The following is a 17,789-nucleotide window of genomic DNA, read 5'->3' as shown; positions in this document are numbered from 1 at the left end:
GCAGCCCCGGCTGGCAGGCGAACTTATCCTGTGACTCGGCGGGCCGCCGGCGCATCGAGCAGCGAGGGGGCGCCTACCGGTTAGGCCGGACGGTGCGAGTACGGGTTTGTCGAGGTCTTCATTCCACCGGTTCGACAGCTGGAGGACCACTCAGCGGGGCGCAGTACGAGCATCCGTGCTGGGCAAGGCCGGCCTGGATAAGCGACTGTATCGACGGCAGGCACGAAATGCCTCTCGGATTTGAGCATCCGCCCAGCGCCGCCCTCCGCTTGCCCTGCTAAACCAAGTCGATGCCGAGGGTGTCGAGCCACTGGAGCGCTGCGGTGATCGGTTGCTGGGTGGGGCCGTGAGCTTGGCGGTAGCGGCTGCGTTCGCCGTTGCTCCAGCTGGTCTGGATGGCCTCGATGTTGGGGTGGGTGTAGTGCTCCCAGAGGGGTTTGGGCTGGAGCCGGATCGTGTACAGGTCCGGTGACGCCCAGATGGTGATGCCGCGCAGCGGCCGGGTGGCGGAGCGGGCGTCGATGGCGAGCGGCCCGGTTGATCCGGCGAGCAGCGCCAGGGCGGCGGTGATGGGGTCGCTGATGGTGCCGGTGACCTGCAGCAGCTGGGACGAGGCCTCGACGCAGTCCCAGCCGCGGGTCTGGGCGAGCTGGATGGCGCGGTGCAGGGGATGGTGCAGCCAGGCGTCGAGCTGGCCGTCGACGGTCTCGGGGGCGAGCGGCAGGCCGGCGGGCGTGCGCAGGCAGCGGCAGTACTCGGCTAGCAGCGCTGGTGTCGGCTGGTGTTGGGTCAAGACGGGCTGGGCTGCGGCTTCGACTCGGCGCGCGGCGACGGCGACAGGCCCGGTGGCGCTGGTGCCGGCGCGTTGGCGGACGACTGCGACGGCCACCGCGGCGAGTGCCACGGCTTCGTCGAGGTGGTCCTCGGCGGACGCTCCGGCCAACAGGGTGGTGAGGAGCTCGGCGAGGTGCTGGGCGGGGGTCTCGTCGTCGTCGGGCCAGTTGCCGGCGCAGGAGAAGACCAGGGCGAGACGGGTGACGGCGAGCCAGGACAGGGTCGACAGTTGTGAGTGCGACGCCGGGTTGGGGGTGCGGAGCCGGTTGCGGTTCTCGCGGTGGGCGAGGTCGGCGTAGCCGTGGACCCAGTGGCGGCGGGCGCGGCGCATGGCGGGCTGCTGGTGGCGGTGGTCGACCGGCTCGTTGTCGGTGTCGTCGCTGATCGTCTCGCTGAGGGTGCTGGTGATCGCGCTGTCGGTGGCGAGCTCGCCGACAGGGGTGTCAAAGTCCTCCCAGGCATCGCCAGGGGCGGCAGGTGGGAGGCCGAGCGCGAAACCGGTGAGCGCGGGTCCGTGCAGGCCGCGGGCGGCCTTCTCCCACCGCCACAGCGCTTCGACGCCTTGGGTGTCGTCGGGGTCGGTGACCCGTTCGGTGACGGCGGTCGCGCTCCGGGTAGTGGCGGGGGAGGCGCGGCGGCGTTCGTTGGCGAGAGCGGTGAGTTGGTCGGCGAAGGCGGCTAGGTAGCCGAGGTCGTCGCCGAGCAGGTCCTCGGCGGTGCTGATGCGGCGGCGCTGGCCGGGGCCGAGCAGCGGAGGCTGGGTGGCGCGGGGCAGGTTGGTGACCGGGACGGGCTGCCCGACGACCAGGTCCACGCCACTGGTGCTGAGTCGGAGGTGGGCGACGTCGTCGACGCCGACCCCGGGGAGGTGGTGGCGTCGCACGCCGACGGGGATGGCGCCGAGGCTGCGCCATTCGCCGTCGATGGGATGGTTCCGCGACTGCACCTCGACCTCGGGGGGACAGGCTTTGCTGAGCTCGAGGTCGAGGTCACGGCCCTCCCAGACGACACTGAGCAGCAGCGGAAGGCCCGCCGGTGTCGCCGTCGCGGTCGGTTTGTGCGGTTCGGCGGGGGCCGGGAGGTCGGCCAGGGTGACGACCTCGCGGTCACGGTCTCGGGCGCCAGCTGTTGGTGGCCACACCGGTTTGGTGAGCTCCTCGAGGACTGTCAACTCGATGTTGCCGCCCCGCCCGGGTGGGCGCAGCAGGGCGCTGCCGGTGAGGTTCGCGCTGCCCGTGAGCGCCCACCGTTGGGTGCCGGTGCGCCACTCGATGAGTTTGGCGTGCCGGTAACGGGTGGAGCGGTCAGCGATAACGGTCACTGACCCCGTCGCGGCGGCCAGCACCGAGGTGAGGGTGGCGGGGTCGAACACGCCCCGGTGCTCCTGCAGCACGATCGTGGCCTGGCGGGGCTGTAGGCGCTTTAGCAGGGCGTGGATGGCGTCGGCGGCCGGGTCAATGAACGGGGCCGCGAGGAGGAGCTCGTCGACGGGTCCCTGAGGGAGTCCTTCGATGACAGGTCGGTCGAGGGGTAGCACCCGTACGGTGCTGGACTGCTCAGGGACACGGGTCAGCAGGGCAAGGAGTCGGTCGGTAGACCTGTGGACCGCGTCGCGATGCGGGCCGGCCAAGGTGGCGGTGGTGGTGAGCTGGTCTAGCCACTCTGCGAGCTCGAGCAGCGGCTGGGTGGGGGCGCCCGCCGCTGTTGCCTCCAGGCAGCGCCACAACTCGGTGTTGTACTGCCAGCCGCTGGTGGTGAGGTTGCCGGAGCCGATCGCGGCCAGGGCGCCGTCACCGCCTTGAAGCAGCATCAGCTTCGGGTGGAACGCCCGTGGTGTCGCGGCAAGACCGAGGAGGTACTCCTGCCCAGCCGACCTCAGCGCAATCGGGTCCGGCGCCCACACCGTACCGTCGGCGATGACGGTGACCACCGCGCCGGCGGCGCGGCAGCGGCCCAGGATCCCGCGTTCGAAGAAGCCGGAATCGAACCCGAACGTGAGGAACAGCGCCTCCTCAAGCGGCCACGCGTCGCCGGCCGCGACCGTATGGAGGAGCTGGGCGAGGTTCATCGTCGCCGGCGCTCTGCTGTCGGTCGCGCCGACGGTCATGGTGCGCCGTCGGTGAGAGTCCAGCGGTTCTTGGTGTCGGACCAGCAGGTGATGCCGAGTCCGATCATCACCTGCGCGGCGGTCTCCCAGCGCAGTGAGATCCCACCGCCCGGCTCGAGGGAGTCGGTGACGAGCCGGCCGTCGATGCTGGCCAGGCGGGTGGGGATCTTCCAGCCGTCGGTGTGGAATCGGCCCTTGGACAGCGCCACCCGCTGGGAGCGGTGCAGCAGCATGGCGGTGAGCTCGCGCGCCACGTCCGCGGACGACTGATCGCGGCGCTGATCCAACCAGTCCGCGAAGGCGGTCGGGGTGAGCTGACGGTTCCGTCGCTCCGCGAGTGGGTCCTCGAAGTAGTCGGCGACCCGCTGCGGCAGCCGGCCGGCGCGGCGTGCGCCGATGATGAGCTGAGCCAGCTCGCGGCAGCCGCGCGGTAGATCGGTGATCGGCGGCTCCCGGTCCGCTGCCGTCGGCTGCCCGTCGGCGCCGACCCCGTCGGGCAGGGCCTCGATCAGCGCACCCAGCCGTGGGGCGGTCAGGTGCTCGGTGAGGGTGTCGGCGAGGCGGTCGCCGAGCTGACCGGCCGGCACCGCCGCCGGCATCGAGTTGATCGTCCACGCCCACAGGGACCGCCAGGCCTCCACGTACCAGGAGCGCAAGATGACTCCTCGCCACGCCGCCGCCACCTCGAGGCCAGCCACAACGGAGTCGGTGTACGTTGCACGGTCGCTAACCAACTTCTCCGCGGCTTGGACCGTCAGTTGCCTTGGCGTGTGCAGCTCGACCAGCCGGGCCAGCAGGCGCAGTGTCTGCGACCGTCGCTCGTCGCTCACAGCCGGCATCTCCGGCGCCACGAAGACGCTGCGCAGCCAGTCCCGCTCCGCCGCGGAGACCCCGCACACGCACCACTCGGGCCGATCCTGCAACTCAGCCACCGCCACACTGTCCCGGCCGGCCAGACTGAGGAGGTCGGGAAACGCGTCCCGCAGCAGACGGCGCCGAGCGCGCGGGCCGGCGCCGACCGCCGAGCCGACATCGACGACTAACCCGAGGGTGCGTTCACTGGCCAAGTAGGGGCCCAGGAAGCCTCGAGCCGATGCGGCGTACTGGCCGGGCTCGGCCAGCCCTGATACATCGACCGTCCCACCCTCGACCAGTTGCGGGGCGATCACGTCCGCACCGTGAGCCGCCGCCAACCCCTCATGCAGCTCCGGACGTAACCGGGCGTGCATGGTGGCGGCTGCGCCAACCACCACCTCGCACCGCCGCAGCAGCGCCAGCCGTTCCTCGACGCCAAGATCCTGCTCATCACCCTCGACGCCGACCAGAGCATGCAACGCGAAGTACCGGGCGTGCGGGGTGACCGTCGTCGCCCCAGGCAGCAGCTCCGCCACCGCCGCCAACGCGAACGACTCCACCGCTAACGGATACCGGCCCGGGTACCGACCGCCCAGAGCATTCGGGCCGGGTCCTGACCACAACGGTGCCCCAGGCGCGACGCTCACCCACTTGACGCTAGCGGGCGCGGGGGCAGCGTGAGGACTCTGGCTCCCCGTGTCTGCCAATCCTGCTGCACCGGCCGGTTCTGATGGAGCCAGTTCGGGAGAGCCTGGCATCGACGGGCGCCCAATCTGTCCACGCCGGACGTGGCGTAGCCCCGGCGCATCTCGCGGCTACGTTCAGGCGTCAGCCGCCCTTTGGGGCACGCAAGTTAGACCGCCATCTCCCGCCTGAACTCGTCGTAGGTCCCACCGAGGTACTCAAGCATCATGTCCTGGAAGTCAGGGTTGGCGAAGAAGAGGTCGAAAAGCTGGCCGTTCTTGTCCTGCCGGTCTACCAGCAGTTGCTTGATCTTCTCGGTCAGCACCAGCTCGTACTGGCTGCGGTCGTTATTTTGGGCGACGGTGCGCATGTCGTCGTCGGTCTTGACCACCACCCATTGCTGGTCTACCCACACCCGGTCGCCGTCGTCGAGACCGGTACCGAACTTGTCATTCATCACGGCGATCAGGGCCGAGAGCTTGTCGAGCACGGGCTCGGCCTGCTTGCCCTTCCCCTGCCCGGGGAGCGCAACTCCGGGCTCGTCGTCTCCACTGAGCTCGATGGAAGAGTCGGAGCTGACGGCAATCCGGAGATGGGTCAGCTGAACCGACTTGCTGAGCTGCGGCATCGGGTCGTTGTCACCGGTAGGAAGCTCGGTGAGCAGTGCCTTGCCGTAGAGATACAGCTTCTCCAGCTCGGCGTCGGTCCAGGGCATCACCTGAGCGACGAAGGCGTACGCGCGAGTGAAGCTTTGCAGTGTGGCGCGGAACTCCTCCTGCTGGTCCTCGTCAAGCAGCGTGAATCGGCCAACGGCAGGGCTCAGGTTTCCGTAGAGCAGCGACTGCTGCGCCGGGTCGCCCGAAAGGAGTGCAGCGACCGCCGCGTCCATCTCGGCGGGCGCCAGCACCTGAGCGGCCTTCAGATCGTGCTCCATCGTGTAGAGCACATTCGGATCCGTAGGCGCAGCCAAGGTCTCCTCGTAGAACGGCTCAAAAGAGTGTTGAATCTCCTCCGCGCTGTTGGCGAAGTCGAGGACGAAGGTGTCCACCTTGCCAGGTCGGGTGCGGTTGAGCCGCGAGAGGGTCTGGACCGCCTTGACTCCGGCCAGCTTCTTGTCGACGTACATCGTGTGCAGCAGGGGCTCGTCGAAGCCGGTCTGGTACTTCTCCGCCACCACAAGCACCTGGTATCCGTCCTCCCGGAACCGCTGAGGCAGCTGGCTCTCAGGGAAGCCGTTCATGCCCGGCTCAGTGAACTCATCCTCCGGTGAGTCGGGGTCCTTGACACTGCCGGAGAACGCGACGAGCGTCCGCAGCGGCTGCGCTCCTGCGTCGTAGCCTTTGCGCTTGATGTAGGCGTCGAGCGCCTGCTTGGTGCGCACCGCGTGCAGCCGGGACCGAGTCACAACCATCGCCTTCGCGCCGCCATCGATCTTGCCCGCCGTTTTCTGCCGGAAGTGCTCGACGATCACCTCGGCCTTCTGCTCAAGCTGGTAAGGGTGCAAGGAGACGAACCGCGCCAACGCCGCCTTGGCCTTCGACGCCTGCATCTCCGGGTCGTTCCGTGGGTGGGCGTGGGCGAGCTTGTAGTAGGTGGAGTACGTCGTGTAATTGGCCAGCACGTCGAGGATGAAGCCCTCGTCGATCGCCTGCCGCATCGAGTACGTGTGGAAGGGGTGCCGGTGCCCGTCTTCGCCGAGCATGCCGAAGGTGTCGAGCGTCTTCGGCTTCGGAGTCGCCGTGAAGGCGAAGAACGACAAGTTCTGCTGCTTACCGCGCGCCTTCGCGCTGGCCAGCAGGACATCGTCGACCTGCAGCTCCGCCGCCTCGGCCTCCGCCTCGCCCTCCTCAGCGTCCTCGAGCCCGCCACCAAGCACCTTCTTCAGCTTCTGCACGGCGTCGCCGCTCGTCGAGGAGTGCGCCTCGTCCACGATGACGGCGAAGCGGCGGCCCACGACGGCGTTGGCGCTCTCGGCGATGACCGGGAACTTCTGCAGAGTCGTGATGATCACCCGCGCCGCGTTGCCCTCCAAGGCTTCCCGCAGCTGGTTGGAGTGCTGGTCGATCCGCACGATGGTGCCGGGCGTGTGGTCAAGACCGGCGACGGTCTGCTGCAGCTGGCGGTCCAGCACGCGACGGTCGGTGATCACCACCACCTTGTCGAAAATCGGGTGGTCGTCGTCACCGTGCAGCCGTGACAGTGAGTGAGCCGTCCAGGCGATGGTGTTGGACTTGCCTGATCCGGCTGAATGCTGGACCAGCCGGTCGACGCCGGCTCCGTCGACCTGGGTGGCGGCGAGGATCGAGCGCACCGCGTGCCACTGGTGGAAGCGCGGGAACAGGACGTTTCCGTTCTCGACGTGCACAAATGCCGCGAGCAGATCAAGCCAGGCGTCGCGCTGCCACACCTGCTCCCAGAGGTATGCCGTCTCATATGACTCAGTGGCCGAGGGGGTGGAAGGTGGATTGCCCGCCGCTCCCGGCTTGCCCGGGCCCGCAGAGCCGGTGTTGAAGGGCAGGAAGCGGGTCTGGTCCCCAGCCAGGCGAGTGGTCATTGCGACGCGGTGAGGGTCGACGGCGAAATGCACCAGCGCCCGCTTGTCGAAGATAAGGTCGTGCGGGTTGCGGTTCGTGCGGTACTGGGCCATGGCATGCTCGATGGTCTGGTGCGTGAGCGGGTTCTTCAGCTCGGCCGTAGCCACCGGGATGCCGTTCACCACGAGCGTCAGGTCGAGTGAGTCGGCTGGGTTGGACTCCGAGTGGTGGAGTTGACGCACGACGCCGCACCGGTTTGCGTCGTATCGCTCCTGCAGTTCGGGAGTCAGGCTGTTCGCGGGCTTCGACCAACACATCCGCACGGTCACGCCCGAGTCCTTTACAGTCCCACGCAGAACGCTGATCGGCCCTCGGTGGTTGATGGCGTCGGCAACGACCTTCACAAACCTCTGCCGCGCCATCCCCTCCCCGCCGTGTCGGTTGATCAGTTGTTGCCAGGCTTTTGGTTGGCTCGCCGCGACGTAGGTCACCACCTCGTCGCCGAATAGGCCCAGCCCCTTGTCGTAGGTCGCAGGGTTGATTTGGTACCAGCCATGCGTGATCAGATGCGCTTCGATGTTGGCCTCAAACGCTGACTCCAGATGCACGCTCATGTCAGGATCCTGTCTTGCTGCATATCGGTCGCGCCGGTCACGGCGGCCGTTATTAGAGAAGATCTGTACTCGATTAGCAATCTTATCGATCGGGTGAGTCCGGCCGTTACCACGGCTTCCCTCTTGTGAATTGCTTCAGCGCGGTCAATGATCTCCGGCTGCCGCACACTGGGGACCAAAGGAATGCGCAAATCACGAACGACACCGGAGGGCAGGTTATTAGCCATTCCTTCGGCTCCACTAACTCCAAGCCGGATCCCCTCACGACTCCTCCGGGTGCGCATTATGTGCGCGAGATACCTGGCATCCCAACCCTCTGCGGGTGCGATTCGATAGATCTTGTCACATAGCAGTAGCCGGGAACGCGTGCCGCCTGGCACAACCGCAACGCTCCCGATAAGGTCTAAGGACCCACTCGCGCGCGACATCAGCAAGTCTCCGGATCGGATTTCGTATTCGGGCCGAGGCTCAAGACCATCTGGGAGCCGTTTGTTGTCGTCTGGCCGAAAGAGTCCGCCGTTCACACAGCCCGAACGCATTACTCCCCACTCTTGCGGTGCAGCTGGGACGGAGTCTGCCTGGGGTGACCATCCTTGCTCAAGGCCGACGAGGAGGTACCCAAGACGACACTCGCCGTACTGGCTGACCAAGTTGTCGTGCAGCTGCTGCAGATGAGCCTCTCGCGCTTGCACCAACTTTCCGATCTGCTCGCGGCGGGCAGCGACGATCCGGTCAATCAGAGCGATTCGGTTGTCGAGAAGATCCGCGATGCGCCTCTGATCGCCGCGATTCAACTCCGGCACCTGAAGCTTTCGTATGTCCTGCTGGAATAGGTGCGGCACACCCATCCCATCCTTGAGCTGCTGAATCTGCGCCTGAATCGGGCTGGCTTGTAGCCAGTACATTAGGTACCGGGATTCCACGTTGAAGGGTCGAAGAACTGCGATCGAGCCATTGACCGTTGCAGGCCTCGGCAAGTGGCGCACACAGTTTGCGATACCCAGCGTGCTGCCATCCTTCGCAAGCAGCACGTCGCCGATCTGCAATTGAAGTTCCGGGGACTCCGTGTAGCGAAAGTCAGAGATGAAGTTGACATTCGTATAATCGATTACTGATTGCTTGATGTTCGGTGTAGAGAGAAAAGCAAATCCATCGTCGACGTACTCGTCGGCCGTCAGCGCCTTCCAGCCGATCCGCGCATGGACCGTTGCTACTCGGTCCAGACGTGTCATCTCCGTCACAGCTCCACCCCGCTCATCCACAATTGGATCTGGCCCTCCAATTCCTTGATTTCGGAGGCAATCTCCTCCACCGGCCGCGGCGGCGTGTAGACGTAAAACTGTCGGTTGAAGGGAATCTCGACACCTATCCTGGTTTTCGTGTGATCAATCCAGGCGTCGGGTGCGTAAGGGTGGATTTCGTCTGTCAGGTGCTGCTCCGCGGCCTCGTACAACGCCTTGCTGCGCTCGTGCTCGCCAAGGTCAAACCATCCGGCCGGCAGTGGTACGTTCTCCTGGTCACGGAGGCCAGCGTCCGGCTGCGCCTTACCCTTCTTCAGCCGGGGAGCACCGTTCTCGTCTACCAACGGTCGCTCGACGGTGATTCGCTGAAAACCGAATGTCTCCCGTTCCAACATCTTGACCCGCGCCTCGTTGGCGAACTCGCCACCAGCGCCGCCGTAGAGTTGAGCGATCTCGGCGATCGCCTCCGGTGTGAGTTCCTTGCGCTTGTCGCCGAGCGACCTCCGCATCTTCGTGCCGAGTGCGCGTCCGTCAATCAACCTCACTCGGCCCCGGTCGGCCTCCGCCTTCTTGTTAGTCAGGATCCACACGTACGTCGAAATTCCGGTGTTGTAGAACATCTGATCCGGCAACGCGACGATCCCTTCAAGCCAGTCGTTCTCTAGGATCCATCGGCGGATCTCCGACTCCCCTGATCCGGCTTGGCCGGAGAACAGTGGCGAGCCCGAGAGCACGATGCCGACTCGCGAGCCGGTCGGCTTCATCTTCCAAAGCATGTGCTGCAGGAAGAGTAGCGACCCATCCGATGCGCGCGGCAACCCAGCGCCGAATCGGCCAGAGTGGCCCAAGGCGGCGTGCTCATCCTTGATCGGCCCGGCATAGCTCTTCCAGTCGACCCCATAGGGCGGGTTGGCCAGAATGAAGTCGAAGGCGCGGTCGAAAGCGTCGGCGGTGAGGCTGTTGCCATTGGCCATCTGGTTTGGCTCGATATCCTGCATCATTAGGTCTGACTGCGCGATGGCCCAGGTCTCATCGTTGAGTTCCTGGCCGTAGACCTTGACTACGGCGTTGGGGTTGCGCTCCATGATCTGATGCAGGGCCCCCATCAGCATGCCGCCGGTGCCAGCCGCGGGATCGTAGACGGTGCGGACGGGCTTAGGGTTCTGGGTCAGCTCTGACGAGGTCTTCTCATCCAACAGCAACTCGACCATGAGCGTGATGACTTCGCGCGGAGTGTAGTGTTCCCCGGCCGTCTCATTGCTCATCTCTGAGAACTTACGTAGCAGCTCCTCGAAGATGTAGCCCATCGCCTCGTTACTGACCACACTCGGCCGCAAATCTAGGTCGGCGAAATTGGAGAGTACGGCGTAGAGAATCCCGGCGCGGTCCATGCGGGTGATCTTGTCGTCGACGTTGTACGCCTCCATGACAGCGTATGCGTCCGTCGAGAGTCGGCGGATGTAGCCAGCGAGCTGCTCGACCAGGTTCTTATCGTCGCTGAGCATCGACGAGAACGTGAGGGGTGAGGTGTTGTAGAACCGCTGCTTTGCGACCGCCTTGAGGATGGCGTCCTGACCCTCCCCGATGGCCGCCATTCCGGCGGCCTTGGCGACTACGGCCTCCTTGGTGGGCGCCAGCACGGCGTCCATGCGCCGCAGGACGAGCAGGGGCAGCATGACCGATCCGTACTCGTGCTGCTTGAAGGTGCCACGCAGCTTGTCAGCAACCTTCCAAACGAAGGCCACCTTGTTTTCGAACCCGACCGGTGTCATCTGATCCCTCTCGACGGTGAGGTATGAGTCTGCATCCTGCTGGGCTCCGAGCTACCCGTTACGGGCATGTGGCGGCGGCGCCAACAAGTGGGAAGGCCAGACGGTCCGAGCTGAGCAGCGGACGACGCCTTCTCCGCCCGGCACCTCAAGGCTCCATCGGCAGCGGCTGCCTGTTGCACAGATGGGGCGACGCCAGCCCGCTGGGGCACAGGGACGCTGTGGGCCGCGCCCGACGGTCCAACCTGACTGTGGGCCGGGCTGAGAATGCGAGGCACTTCGATCAGGCGGCCCGCGAGTCCATCAACAGAACAGCTCGATGCTGCCAAGCCAAAGCGAGGCAGGCCGCACTGGTCTGGCCCAGCGGCTCCGATGACGTCAGCTGGTGCACCGTGTGCGGGTCGAACGGCAGCCCGCTCACTGTCCTGTTCGAAGGAAGGGACTTGATCAAGGTGCCTTCGGCATTCGTGTCCACCAGATCGCGGAAGAGGCGATCGAAGGCTCGGCTCTCAACGACCGCGACCGTTGCGATCGACGAGTTCAAACTCAGAGCATCGAGCACGATGCCCAGAGCGTAGACACGCAGCTCGCCAGAGGTGCGCGCGGCCGACATGTCGCGGTAAAAGCGCCATGTGTCGTAGTCGATCGGCCGACCACTGCTGCCGTCATGCTCCGGCTGACCGAGCATCTCCTCGCTGTACTCGCGCACCATGTTCCGCCACAGATCAAGGTCCGTAGCGACGCTCTCGGTCGAGATGCTGGCGGGCTGAAACTCGCCCGCCGGGAGCAAGCTGTAGTGCCGGCCGTTCGTCACCTGGGACGGGTTGCGCTGAAGCAGGAAGAACGTCCCCTTGCCGGCTTCCCGGTCCCACCGGATGGTCAGGGTGCTGATGCCCGGGTTGACGGGCCGATCGGCCAAGTCGAACGGGTCGGTCACCAGCGAGCGGTACGGCAGCTGTGTCCAGTCGAGCTGGCCCGCCAGCTCCGCGGTCGCCGCCTCGTGCGCGAAAGGCTCCGCGCTGTCGAGCTTGTCGAAGAACGTTGAGAGACCGAATGTCAATTCTCCCCCGCCGCCGCGCCAGTCGACGTTCAGCAGGCGGTAGCTGTGCCGGTTCTCGAAGAGGGCTGGCGACTTGAGGTAGCGAATAGCGGTTGTGTAGCGCTCGAAGGCGCGGCCTGGCGCACGCAGCGGCAAGGTCTGCCGCGCCTCGGCCTGCTCTCCCGTGATTCGAGGGGCTGGCGGCTCGGCTTCCCAGCGCAACGTGATTGCTTCGAGCGGCACGGGGCGCTCAGGGAGCCACGCTGCGGCGCTCAGCGCTGGCAGCTGGTCGATCCGGAGCACGGGGTCGTAGAGAGCGGCGGTCCGTGACGCCAACCCGATACCGCTCTCGGTGAGGTACTGCCGAACGTCGAGCCAGCGGGCTTGACTCGCTTGCACAACCGCGTCGGGCGTCGGCCGAGCCGGCGCCGGCCCCGTGCCGTTTGGCGACTCGACCAGGCCGCCCGACACGGTCACCGGCTCGGCAGCGAGGAGCAGCGTGAAGCGTTCGCGCGTGAGGTCATCGAGCCTGCTGAGGACCGTGTCGAGCAGCTCGCTGGTCGTCGGCCGCAGGTCAGCCTCGGGCCGTTCGCGCCACTTGGCAACAGTGCGCGGACTGACTCCGAGATAGCCGGCGAACGCCTCCTGGGACATGCGCGTCGCGGCCTGGAGCACAGTCGCCTTCCCGGCGGTCCAGTGCGTCACGACCGTCACCAGGGCAGTGCCAGGGCGGTGCTGGACCAGCGCGGGTGCATGGTCGGGCGGGCCCTCGCCGACTTGACTCGTGGTCATGACACCCCGCCTCTCAAGCCGTCGGCTCGCCATCGCCGGCGGCCGCCTCGAGTCGGGCCAGTCGAGCCTTGATCTCGTCGAGCTGCACGCTGATCTGGTCGAGTGTGCGCTGCATCTCGGGTTCGGTGACGCTTTCCGCGACTTGCTGCACTTGCACACCGGAGCCGGGCACCGCCCGCACCAAGCCGAGCTCGGCGAGGTTCTGCAGGGCGGCGCGAGCAGTCGTGCGGCTGACGGCGTGAGCCTCGGCCAGCTGCCGCTCAGACGGCAGCCACGAACCAGGCGCTGGCTCCCCAGCCCGAATCTGCGTCGCCAGCTGGGCCGTGAGCTCGTGCGCACGTACGGGAGGTTTCGGCATCGGTCGTTGACGGTCCCCTCTTGGTATGCTTATGGTCCACTCATGGGTCTCTCTTGGTCCTGACTCTAACTGCCATAGCTCGTCCCCGGCATCCCCCCGGCCGAGCACCCCTGACCGGTCGCAACCGGCGCCGGCACCCCTCGAAAGGAACACTCGTGCTCTCCATCCCCCTGGTCCTCCTGCTCGGTCTCCTCGCCTTCGGTCTGGTGCGGTGGGGCAAGCAGAAGGTCTCCGGCGTCATCGTCGGAGTGCTGTTCGGTCTCGCGCTGGCCTCGACCACCGTCGGACCGCCGATCCTGTCCGGCCTCAACTCGTTGTCGAACTCGGTCGTGCGTGCCTTCAGTTCGGCGGTGCAGTGATGGCCGAGCCGGCTATGGGCGACCCGGCGGCCCCAGCGGAGCCGGCTCCCCCGCTGGTCCAGCTCGTCGAGCCTCAAGGCGGACCGGCCGTCGCTGCCAAGCCGCCCCTCGTCGACAGTCGCGGTGGCGCCGGTCCTCCGACCGAGCCCCTTCCGGTCCTCCCGTCCTGGCTTCACTCGCGCACCGCCTTCCGTGACGCTGCCGCATGGAATGCCAGGCGCTCCGCTCACGTCGCCGCATTTCATGCGCTGCGGCTCCCGCTCTACTGGCTGCGACTGACGGCGCGCTCCCCTCTAGGACTGGCTCGGCTAACCCGTGGCTGGTTCTCCTGGGCGCTCGACGCTGACGGTCGAACTGTGCGCGCTCAGATGACCGCGCCGGGCGCCGACCCCGCCGTGTTCCTGCGGCTGAGCGAGCAGCACCGACGGACAGCTTCCGGTCGCGCCGGGCTCTCCGCGGTGGTCCTGGTACTAGCCGGCCTGATCGTGTGGAGCGGCACGCAGGCGGCGACTCCGGGCGGTCTGCTCGCGGGCACCGTCGGCCTCCTCTCGCTGCTCGGACTGCTCGGCCGGTCACCCGACCGGCCGGTCACCTCCCGAGCGGTCGACTCCGAAGCTGTCCCTCGGCTGACGGCTGACCTCATCCTGACCGCGCTCGGGTCGCTTGGGATCGGCGAGCTGAACAAGGCCATCACCCGCGGCGGGGAGAGCGCGGTCCGGTTCCCGTCGCCTGTCGTTCGGGACGGCCCCGGCTTCCGCGCTGACCTCGACCTGCCGCCCGGAGTCACGGCCGGCGACGTGATCGAGCGCCGCGACCGGCTCGCCTCGGGCCTACGCCGGCCGCTCTCCTCGGTCTGGCCCTCGACCGACCACGACACCCACGCCGGCCGGCTCATCTTGTGGGTGGGCGACAAGCCGATGAGCAAGGCGAAGCCCGTTCCCTGGCCGCTAAGCAAGGCTGGACGGGTCGACCTCTTCGCGCCCGTCACCTTCGGCGCCGACCCCCGGGGCCGGCCGGTCACCGTGACCCTCGTGTTCGCGCTGATGGTCATCGGCGCCCTGCCCCGGATGGGGAAGACGTTCCTGCTCCGCCTGCTCACGCTGGCCGCCGCGCTCGACCCCACCGCCGAGCTGCACGTCTACGACCTCAAAGGTGGCGCCGACTTCCTCGCCATCGAGCCGGTCGCCCACCGCTTCCGGGTGGGCGACGACCCCGACGACCTGAGCTACTTCAAGGCCGACCTCCGGGCGATCCACGCCGATATGGGCCGGCGCTACAAGCAGCTGCGCAGCCTCCCCCGGGAGGTGTGCCCCGAGGGCAAAGTGACCCGCGCCCTGTCCGACCGCCGCGAGCTCGGGCTCTGGCCGGTCGTGCTCGTGATCGACGAGTGCCAGCTCGCCTTCGACGACGACCCCGAGACCGTCGCCCTCGTGACCGACCTCGGCAAGCGTGGCCCGGCCGCCGGCATCATCGTCCTCCTGGCCACCCAGCGCGTCGACGCCAAGAGCCTCCCCACCGGGATCTCCTCCAACGCCGTCCTGCGGTTCTGCCTCAAAGTCGCCGGCCAGGTCGAGAACGACATGGTGCTCGGCACGAGCATGTACAAGGCCGGCGTCCGGACAACCACCTTCGCCCGCACCGATCGCGGCGTCGGCTTCCTGGCCGGCGAGGGCGACGAACCAGTCATCGTCCGCGTGGCCTACCTCGATGCCCCGGCCGCCGAGCCCGTCGTCGCACGCGCTCGCGCAGCTCGACTTACTGCGGGCCTCCTGACCGGCCACGCAGCAGGGCTCGACCCCGAGCCCGACACCGACACGTCCTCGGTGCTGGACCATCTGGCGGCGGCCTGGCCACTTGAGGAGGACAAGGTCTGGTGGGACGATCTGGCCGACCGCCTGAGCGCGGCTCACCCCGGCCTCTACGGCGCGTGGACCGGCGAGCAGGTCTCGGCCGCCGTCCGTCCTCATGGGCTCCGCTCGATCCAGGTGAAGCGGGTCTTCGATGGCCGCCCCGTGAACCGCCGCGGCCCCTCCCGCGCCACCCTCGCGGGGGCCCTGGGCGACCGCGACGACGTGCCGCCCGACACCTCTGAGGCACCCGCCACAGCTGCTACCGGTAGCGGCGCCGCTACCGAATCGACCGCCTCCCCACCAGGGAAGTAGCGCGTAGCGGCCGCCGACCGGCCGCCGGGCATCTCCCGCTCAACCCTCGCCAGCTCGACCACCACCGCGCAGGCCGCTACCGCCGGCGCGCCTGATCCGTACGCCCTCAGAGAAGACCTCAACTGTGATCGACCACAACAAACGGACCGCAGCCGCTCTCAAGTACGCAGCTCGCGGCTGGCACGTGTTCCCTCTCCTGCCCGGCAGCAAGCGGCCGGCCTGCCCCAACCACTCAGCGGCCCGCTGCGACCGCTCTGACCCCTTCTGCCGGCACGGCCACCAGGGATGGGAGCAGCGAGCGACGAACAGCGAACTGCGGATCAGCCGCGCTTGGAACCGGCACCCCTTCGGCATCGGCATCGCCTGCGGGCCGTCAGGGCTGCTCGTGATCGACACCGACCGCCCCAAGCCTGGTGCTGATGCTCCGTCCGTGTGGCGTCATCGCGCGGCAGTCACCGGGGAGGACGTGCTGGCCGAGCTGGCGCATGCACGCGAGCTGCCCGACACACACACGGTCTCAACCCCGTCGGGTGGCTTCCACCGCTACTACCGAGCCCCCAGGAACGCCCAGCTCGCCAGCACCGCCGGCCGCCTCGGTTGGCTCATAGACACCCGTGGTCAAGGTGGCTACGTCGTCGCACCACCCACGCAGCTAGTTGACGGCCGCCGCTACACGACGACCGCCGCCCTACCCCTGGCACCACTTCCCGACTGGCTGACCGCCGCGCTCAGCCGTAGGGCCGGCGGCTCCTCCGCCTCCCCTCCTCACGTGGCAGGCCGGACCGTCCCGGCCGGCTACGCCAGCGCCGCGGTCAGGGCCGAGGTCGACGCCGTACGCGCCGCGCGAGCTGGCCAGCGCAACCACGCGCTGTTCTGCGCCTCCGTCGCCCTCGGTCAGCTGGTGGCCGGCGGCCTCCTCGACGAGGCGCCGATCCGGTACCAGCTGCACTTGGCCTGTGCCGACCACATCGCCGCCGGCGCCTTCACCACCGCCGAGGCCATGGCCACCATCACCAGCGGTCTGCACCGCGGCGGCCTGACGCCTCGCACCGGGCCGCGCAACCGGAGCGCGGCGTGACCAGACCGACCGCGTCCACGGCCGCTGGTGAGCCGACCGCCGCCGTCGACGGCGCCGAGGTGCTGGACCAGGTGCTGAACGCCCTCCGTCGCTACGTCGTGATGCCGTCCGACGAAGCCGCCACCGCGGTCGTCCTCTGGGTGGCCGCCACTCACGGCATGCCTGCCTGGAACGCCGCCCCGCGACTGGTGATCAAGGCCCCGGAGAAGCGCTGCGGCAAGTCCCGGCTGCTCGACCTGGTCGAGGCCCTGTGTCACCTCCCGCTGATGACGACCAACGCCTCCCCCTCAGCCGTCTACCGGTCCATCGGTGAGAACCCGACCGACCCACCCACCCTGCTCATCGACGAGGCCGACACGATCTTCGGGCCCCGCGCCGGCGAGCACGAGGACCTCCGCGGCCTCCTGAACGCCGGCCACCAGCGGGGCCGGCCCGCGATCCGCTGGGACGCCTCCCGCCGCGAGGTCGACCGCATCGCCACCTTCGCCATGGCCGCCCTGGCCGGCATCGGCAACATGCCCGACACGATCGAGGACCGCGCCGTGCTGGTCACGATGCGGCGGCGAGCACCAGACGAGACGGTCCAGCCGTTCCGAGCCCGCCGCGATGGTCCAGCTCTCAGCGGGATCAAGTCTGAGCTGCACCAGTGGGTCCGCGCCCAGTTGGACCAGCTCAGCGCGGCCGTCCCCGCCCTCCCGGTCGAGGACAGGGCGGCCGACACCTGGGAGCCACTCGTCGCCGTCGCCGACCTCGCTGGCGGCCACTGGCCCGCAACCGCCCGGATGGCCTGCCTGGCCCTGAGCAACGGCGACAGCGACGAAGAGCACGTTTCCCTACGCGTCCGGCTGCTGATGGACTGCCGCACCGCGTTCGGCGCCGCAGCCGGCCTACCGACCGCCACCCTCGTCAGCCGACTCCGCGACGACGACGAAGCGCCCTGGGCGACCCTCGGCCACGATGGGCTTACCGGACGATCCCTCGGCATAATGCTCCGCGACTTCGGCATCAGCTCGGCAAACCGCCGATGGGAGGACGGCTCCCAGACCAAGGGCTACCTCGCCGAGACCTTCGCCGACGCTTGGTCCCGCTACTGCCCTCCGGCTCACCCGGGCGGCCTTCCCGTCCCATCCGTCCCGCCGTCCCACGAGCGCGAACTTGGGACGGATAGCGGCTCCTGGGACGGGTCATCCGTCCCACGACCGTCCAACCGTCCCAGAACCACGCCTGCGGGACGGCGGGACGGATGGGACGGGTACCCGACCTCGACCTCACCGGCCGTCTGCATCAGCTGCCGCGAACCGCTCAGCTACGACGACGGCACCCACACCCACCCCACCTGCAGCACGGCCTAGAGGAGTGTCAG

General features: G+C 67.8%; 11 protein-coding genes and 1 pseudogene. 5 read left to right on the top strand and 7 right to left on the bottom strand.

Going from position 1 to position 17,789, the window contains the following annotated elements; translation table 11 throughout:
* Positions 1–277 precede the first annotated feature (277 nt).
* The 7 genes from JOF54_RS12250 to JOF54_RS12220 all read right to left on the bottom strand — a co-directional run bounded on the left by JOF54_RS12250 (position 278) and on the right by JOF54_RS12220 (position 12,827).
* Positions 278–2,941 carry a phospholipase D-like domain-containing protein gene (locus JOF54_RS12250; RefSeq protein WP_210056124.1) on the bottom strand — a complete coding sequence of 888 codons (2,664 nt, stop codon included), beginning with the start codon at positions 2,939–2,941 and terminating at the stop codon, positions 278–280.
* Positions 2,938–4,356 (bottom strand): hypothetical protein, encoded by a 1,419-nt coding sequence (locus JOF54_RS12245; protein WP_210056122.1) that lies wholly within the window; start codon positions 4,354–4,356, stop codon positions 2,938–2,940. Before JOF54_RS12245 ends, JOF54_RS12250 begins: the two co-directional genes overlap by 4 nt.
* A 293-nt stretch (positions 4,357–4,649) precedes the next feature.
* The gene (locus JOF54_RS12240) at positions 4,650–7,628 is read right to left on the bottom strand and encodes a type I restriction endonuclease subunit R (RefSeq protein WP_210056120.1); all 2,979 of its coding nucleotides are present in this window, start codon (positions 7,626–7,628) and stop codon (positions 4,650–4,652) included.
* A complete protein-coding gene (locus JOF54_RS12235) occupies positions 7,625–8,869 on the bottom strand; it encodes a restriction endonuclease subunit S domain-containing protein (RefSeq protein WP_210056118.1) in 1,245 nt (414 codons plus the stop codon). Before JOF54_RS12235 ends, JOF54_RS12240 begins: the two co-directional genes overlap by 4 nt.
* Positions 8,866–10,641: a type I restriction-modification system subunit M gene (locus tag JOF54_RS12230; protein ID WP_210056116.1), complete on the bottom strand. Its 1,776-nt coding sequence runs from the start codon at positions 10,639–10,641 to the stop codon at positions 8,866–8,868. Before JOF54_RS12230 ends, JOF54_RS12235 begins: the two co-directional genes overlap by 4 nt.
* 280 nt (positions 10,642–10,921) lie before the next feature.
* The gene (locus JOF54_RS12225; protein WP_210056114.1) at positions 10,922–12,469 is read right to left on the bottom strand and encodes a helix-turn-helix domain-containing protein; all 1,548 of its coding nucleotides are present in this window, start codon (positions 12,467–12,469) and stop codon (positions 10,922–10,924) included.
* Positions 12,470–12,482: 13 nt separating this feature from the next.
* The gene (locus tag JOF54_RS12220; RefSeq protein WP_210056113.1) at positions 12,483–12,827 is read right to left on the bottom strand and encodes a winged helix-turn-helix domain-containing protein; all 345 of its coding nucleotides are present in this window, start codon (positions 12,825–12,827) and stop codon (positions 12,483–12,485) included.
* Between the two features lie 155 nt (positions 12,828–12,982).
* Here JOF54_RS12220 and JOF54_RS12215 point away from each other — a divergent pair, with 155 nt between their 5' ends.
* The 5 genes and pseudogenes from JOF54_RS12215 to JOF54_RS12200 all read left to right on the top strand — a co-directional run bounded on the left by JOF54_RS12215 (position 12,983) and on the right by JOF54_RS12200 (position 17,778).
* The gene (locus JOF54_RS12215) at positions 12,983–13,186 is read left to right on the top strand and encodes a hypothetical protein (RefSeq protein WP_210056111.1); all 204 of its coding nucleotides are present in this window, start codon (positions 12,983–12,985) and stop codon (positions 13,184–13,186) included.
* Between the two features lie 356 nt (positions 13,187–13,542).
* Complete coding sequence (locus JOF54_RS12210) at positions 13,543–15,348, top strand: FtsK/SpoIIIE domain-containing protein (protein ID WP_210056109.1); 1,806 nt, start codon at positions 13,543–13,545, stop codon at positions 15,346–15,348.
* 124 nt (positions 15,349–15,472) lie between these two features.
* Positions 15,473–16,051 (top strand): annotated as a pseudogene (locus JOF54_RS22150) (bifunctional DNA primase/polymerase); the annotation flags it as partial.
* Between the two features lie 66 nt (positions 16,052–16,117).
* Positions 16,118–16,426 (top strand): hypothetical protein, encoded by a 309-nt coding sequence (locus JOF54_RS21005; protein ID WP_245358070.1) that lies wholly within the window; start codon positions 16,118–16,120, stop codon positions 16,424–16,426.
* Positions 16,427–16,485: 59 nt separating this feature from the next.
* Positions 16,486–17,778 (top strand): DUF3631 domain-containing protein, encoded by a 1,293-nt coding sequence (locus JOF54_RS12200; protein WP_307804098.1) that lies wholly within the window; start codon positions 16,486–16,488, stop codon positions 17,776–17,778.
* Positions 17,779–17,789 lie beyond the last annotated feature (11 nt).

This window comes from Microlunatus capsulatus (genome assembly GCF_017876495.1).
In the GTDB taxonomy this organism is placed as follows: domain Bacteria; phylum Actinomycetota; class Actinomycetes; order Propionibacteriales; family Propionibacteriaceae; genus Microlunatus; species Microlunatus capsulatus.
This window is presented reverse-complemented; position numbering and strand designations above follow the sequence as displayed.

What these genes read in the sequence shown, in the direction of transcription:
- JOF54_RS12250 (WP_210056124.1), bottom strand. Translation starts at nt 2,941, where the DNA reads ATGACCGTCGGCGCGACCGACAGCAGAGCGCCGGCGACGATGAACCTC.
- JOF54_RS12240 (WP_210056120.1), bottom strand. Translation starts at nt 7,628, where the DNA reads ATGAGCGTGCATCTGGAGTCAGCGTTTGAGGCCAACATCGAAGCGCAT.
- JOF54_RS12230 (WP_210056116.1), bottom strand. Translation starts at nt 10,641, where the DNA reads ATGACACCGGTCGGGTTCGAAAACAAGGTGGCCTTCGTTTGGAAGGTT.
- JOF54_RS12225 (WP_210056114.1), bottom strand. Translation starts at nt 12,469, where the DNA reads ATGACCACGAGTCAAGTCGGCGAGGGCCCGCCCGACCATGCACCCGCG.
- JOF54_RS12220 (WP_210056113.1), bottom strand. Translation starts at nt 12,827, where the DNA reads ATGCCGAAACCTCCCGTACGTGCGCACGAGCTCACGGCCCAGCTGGCG.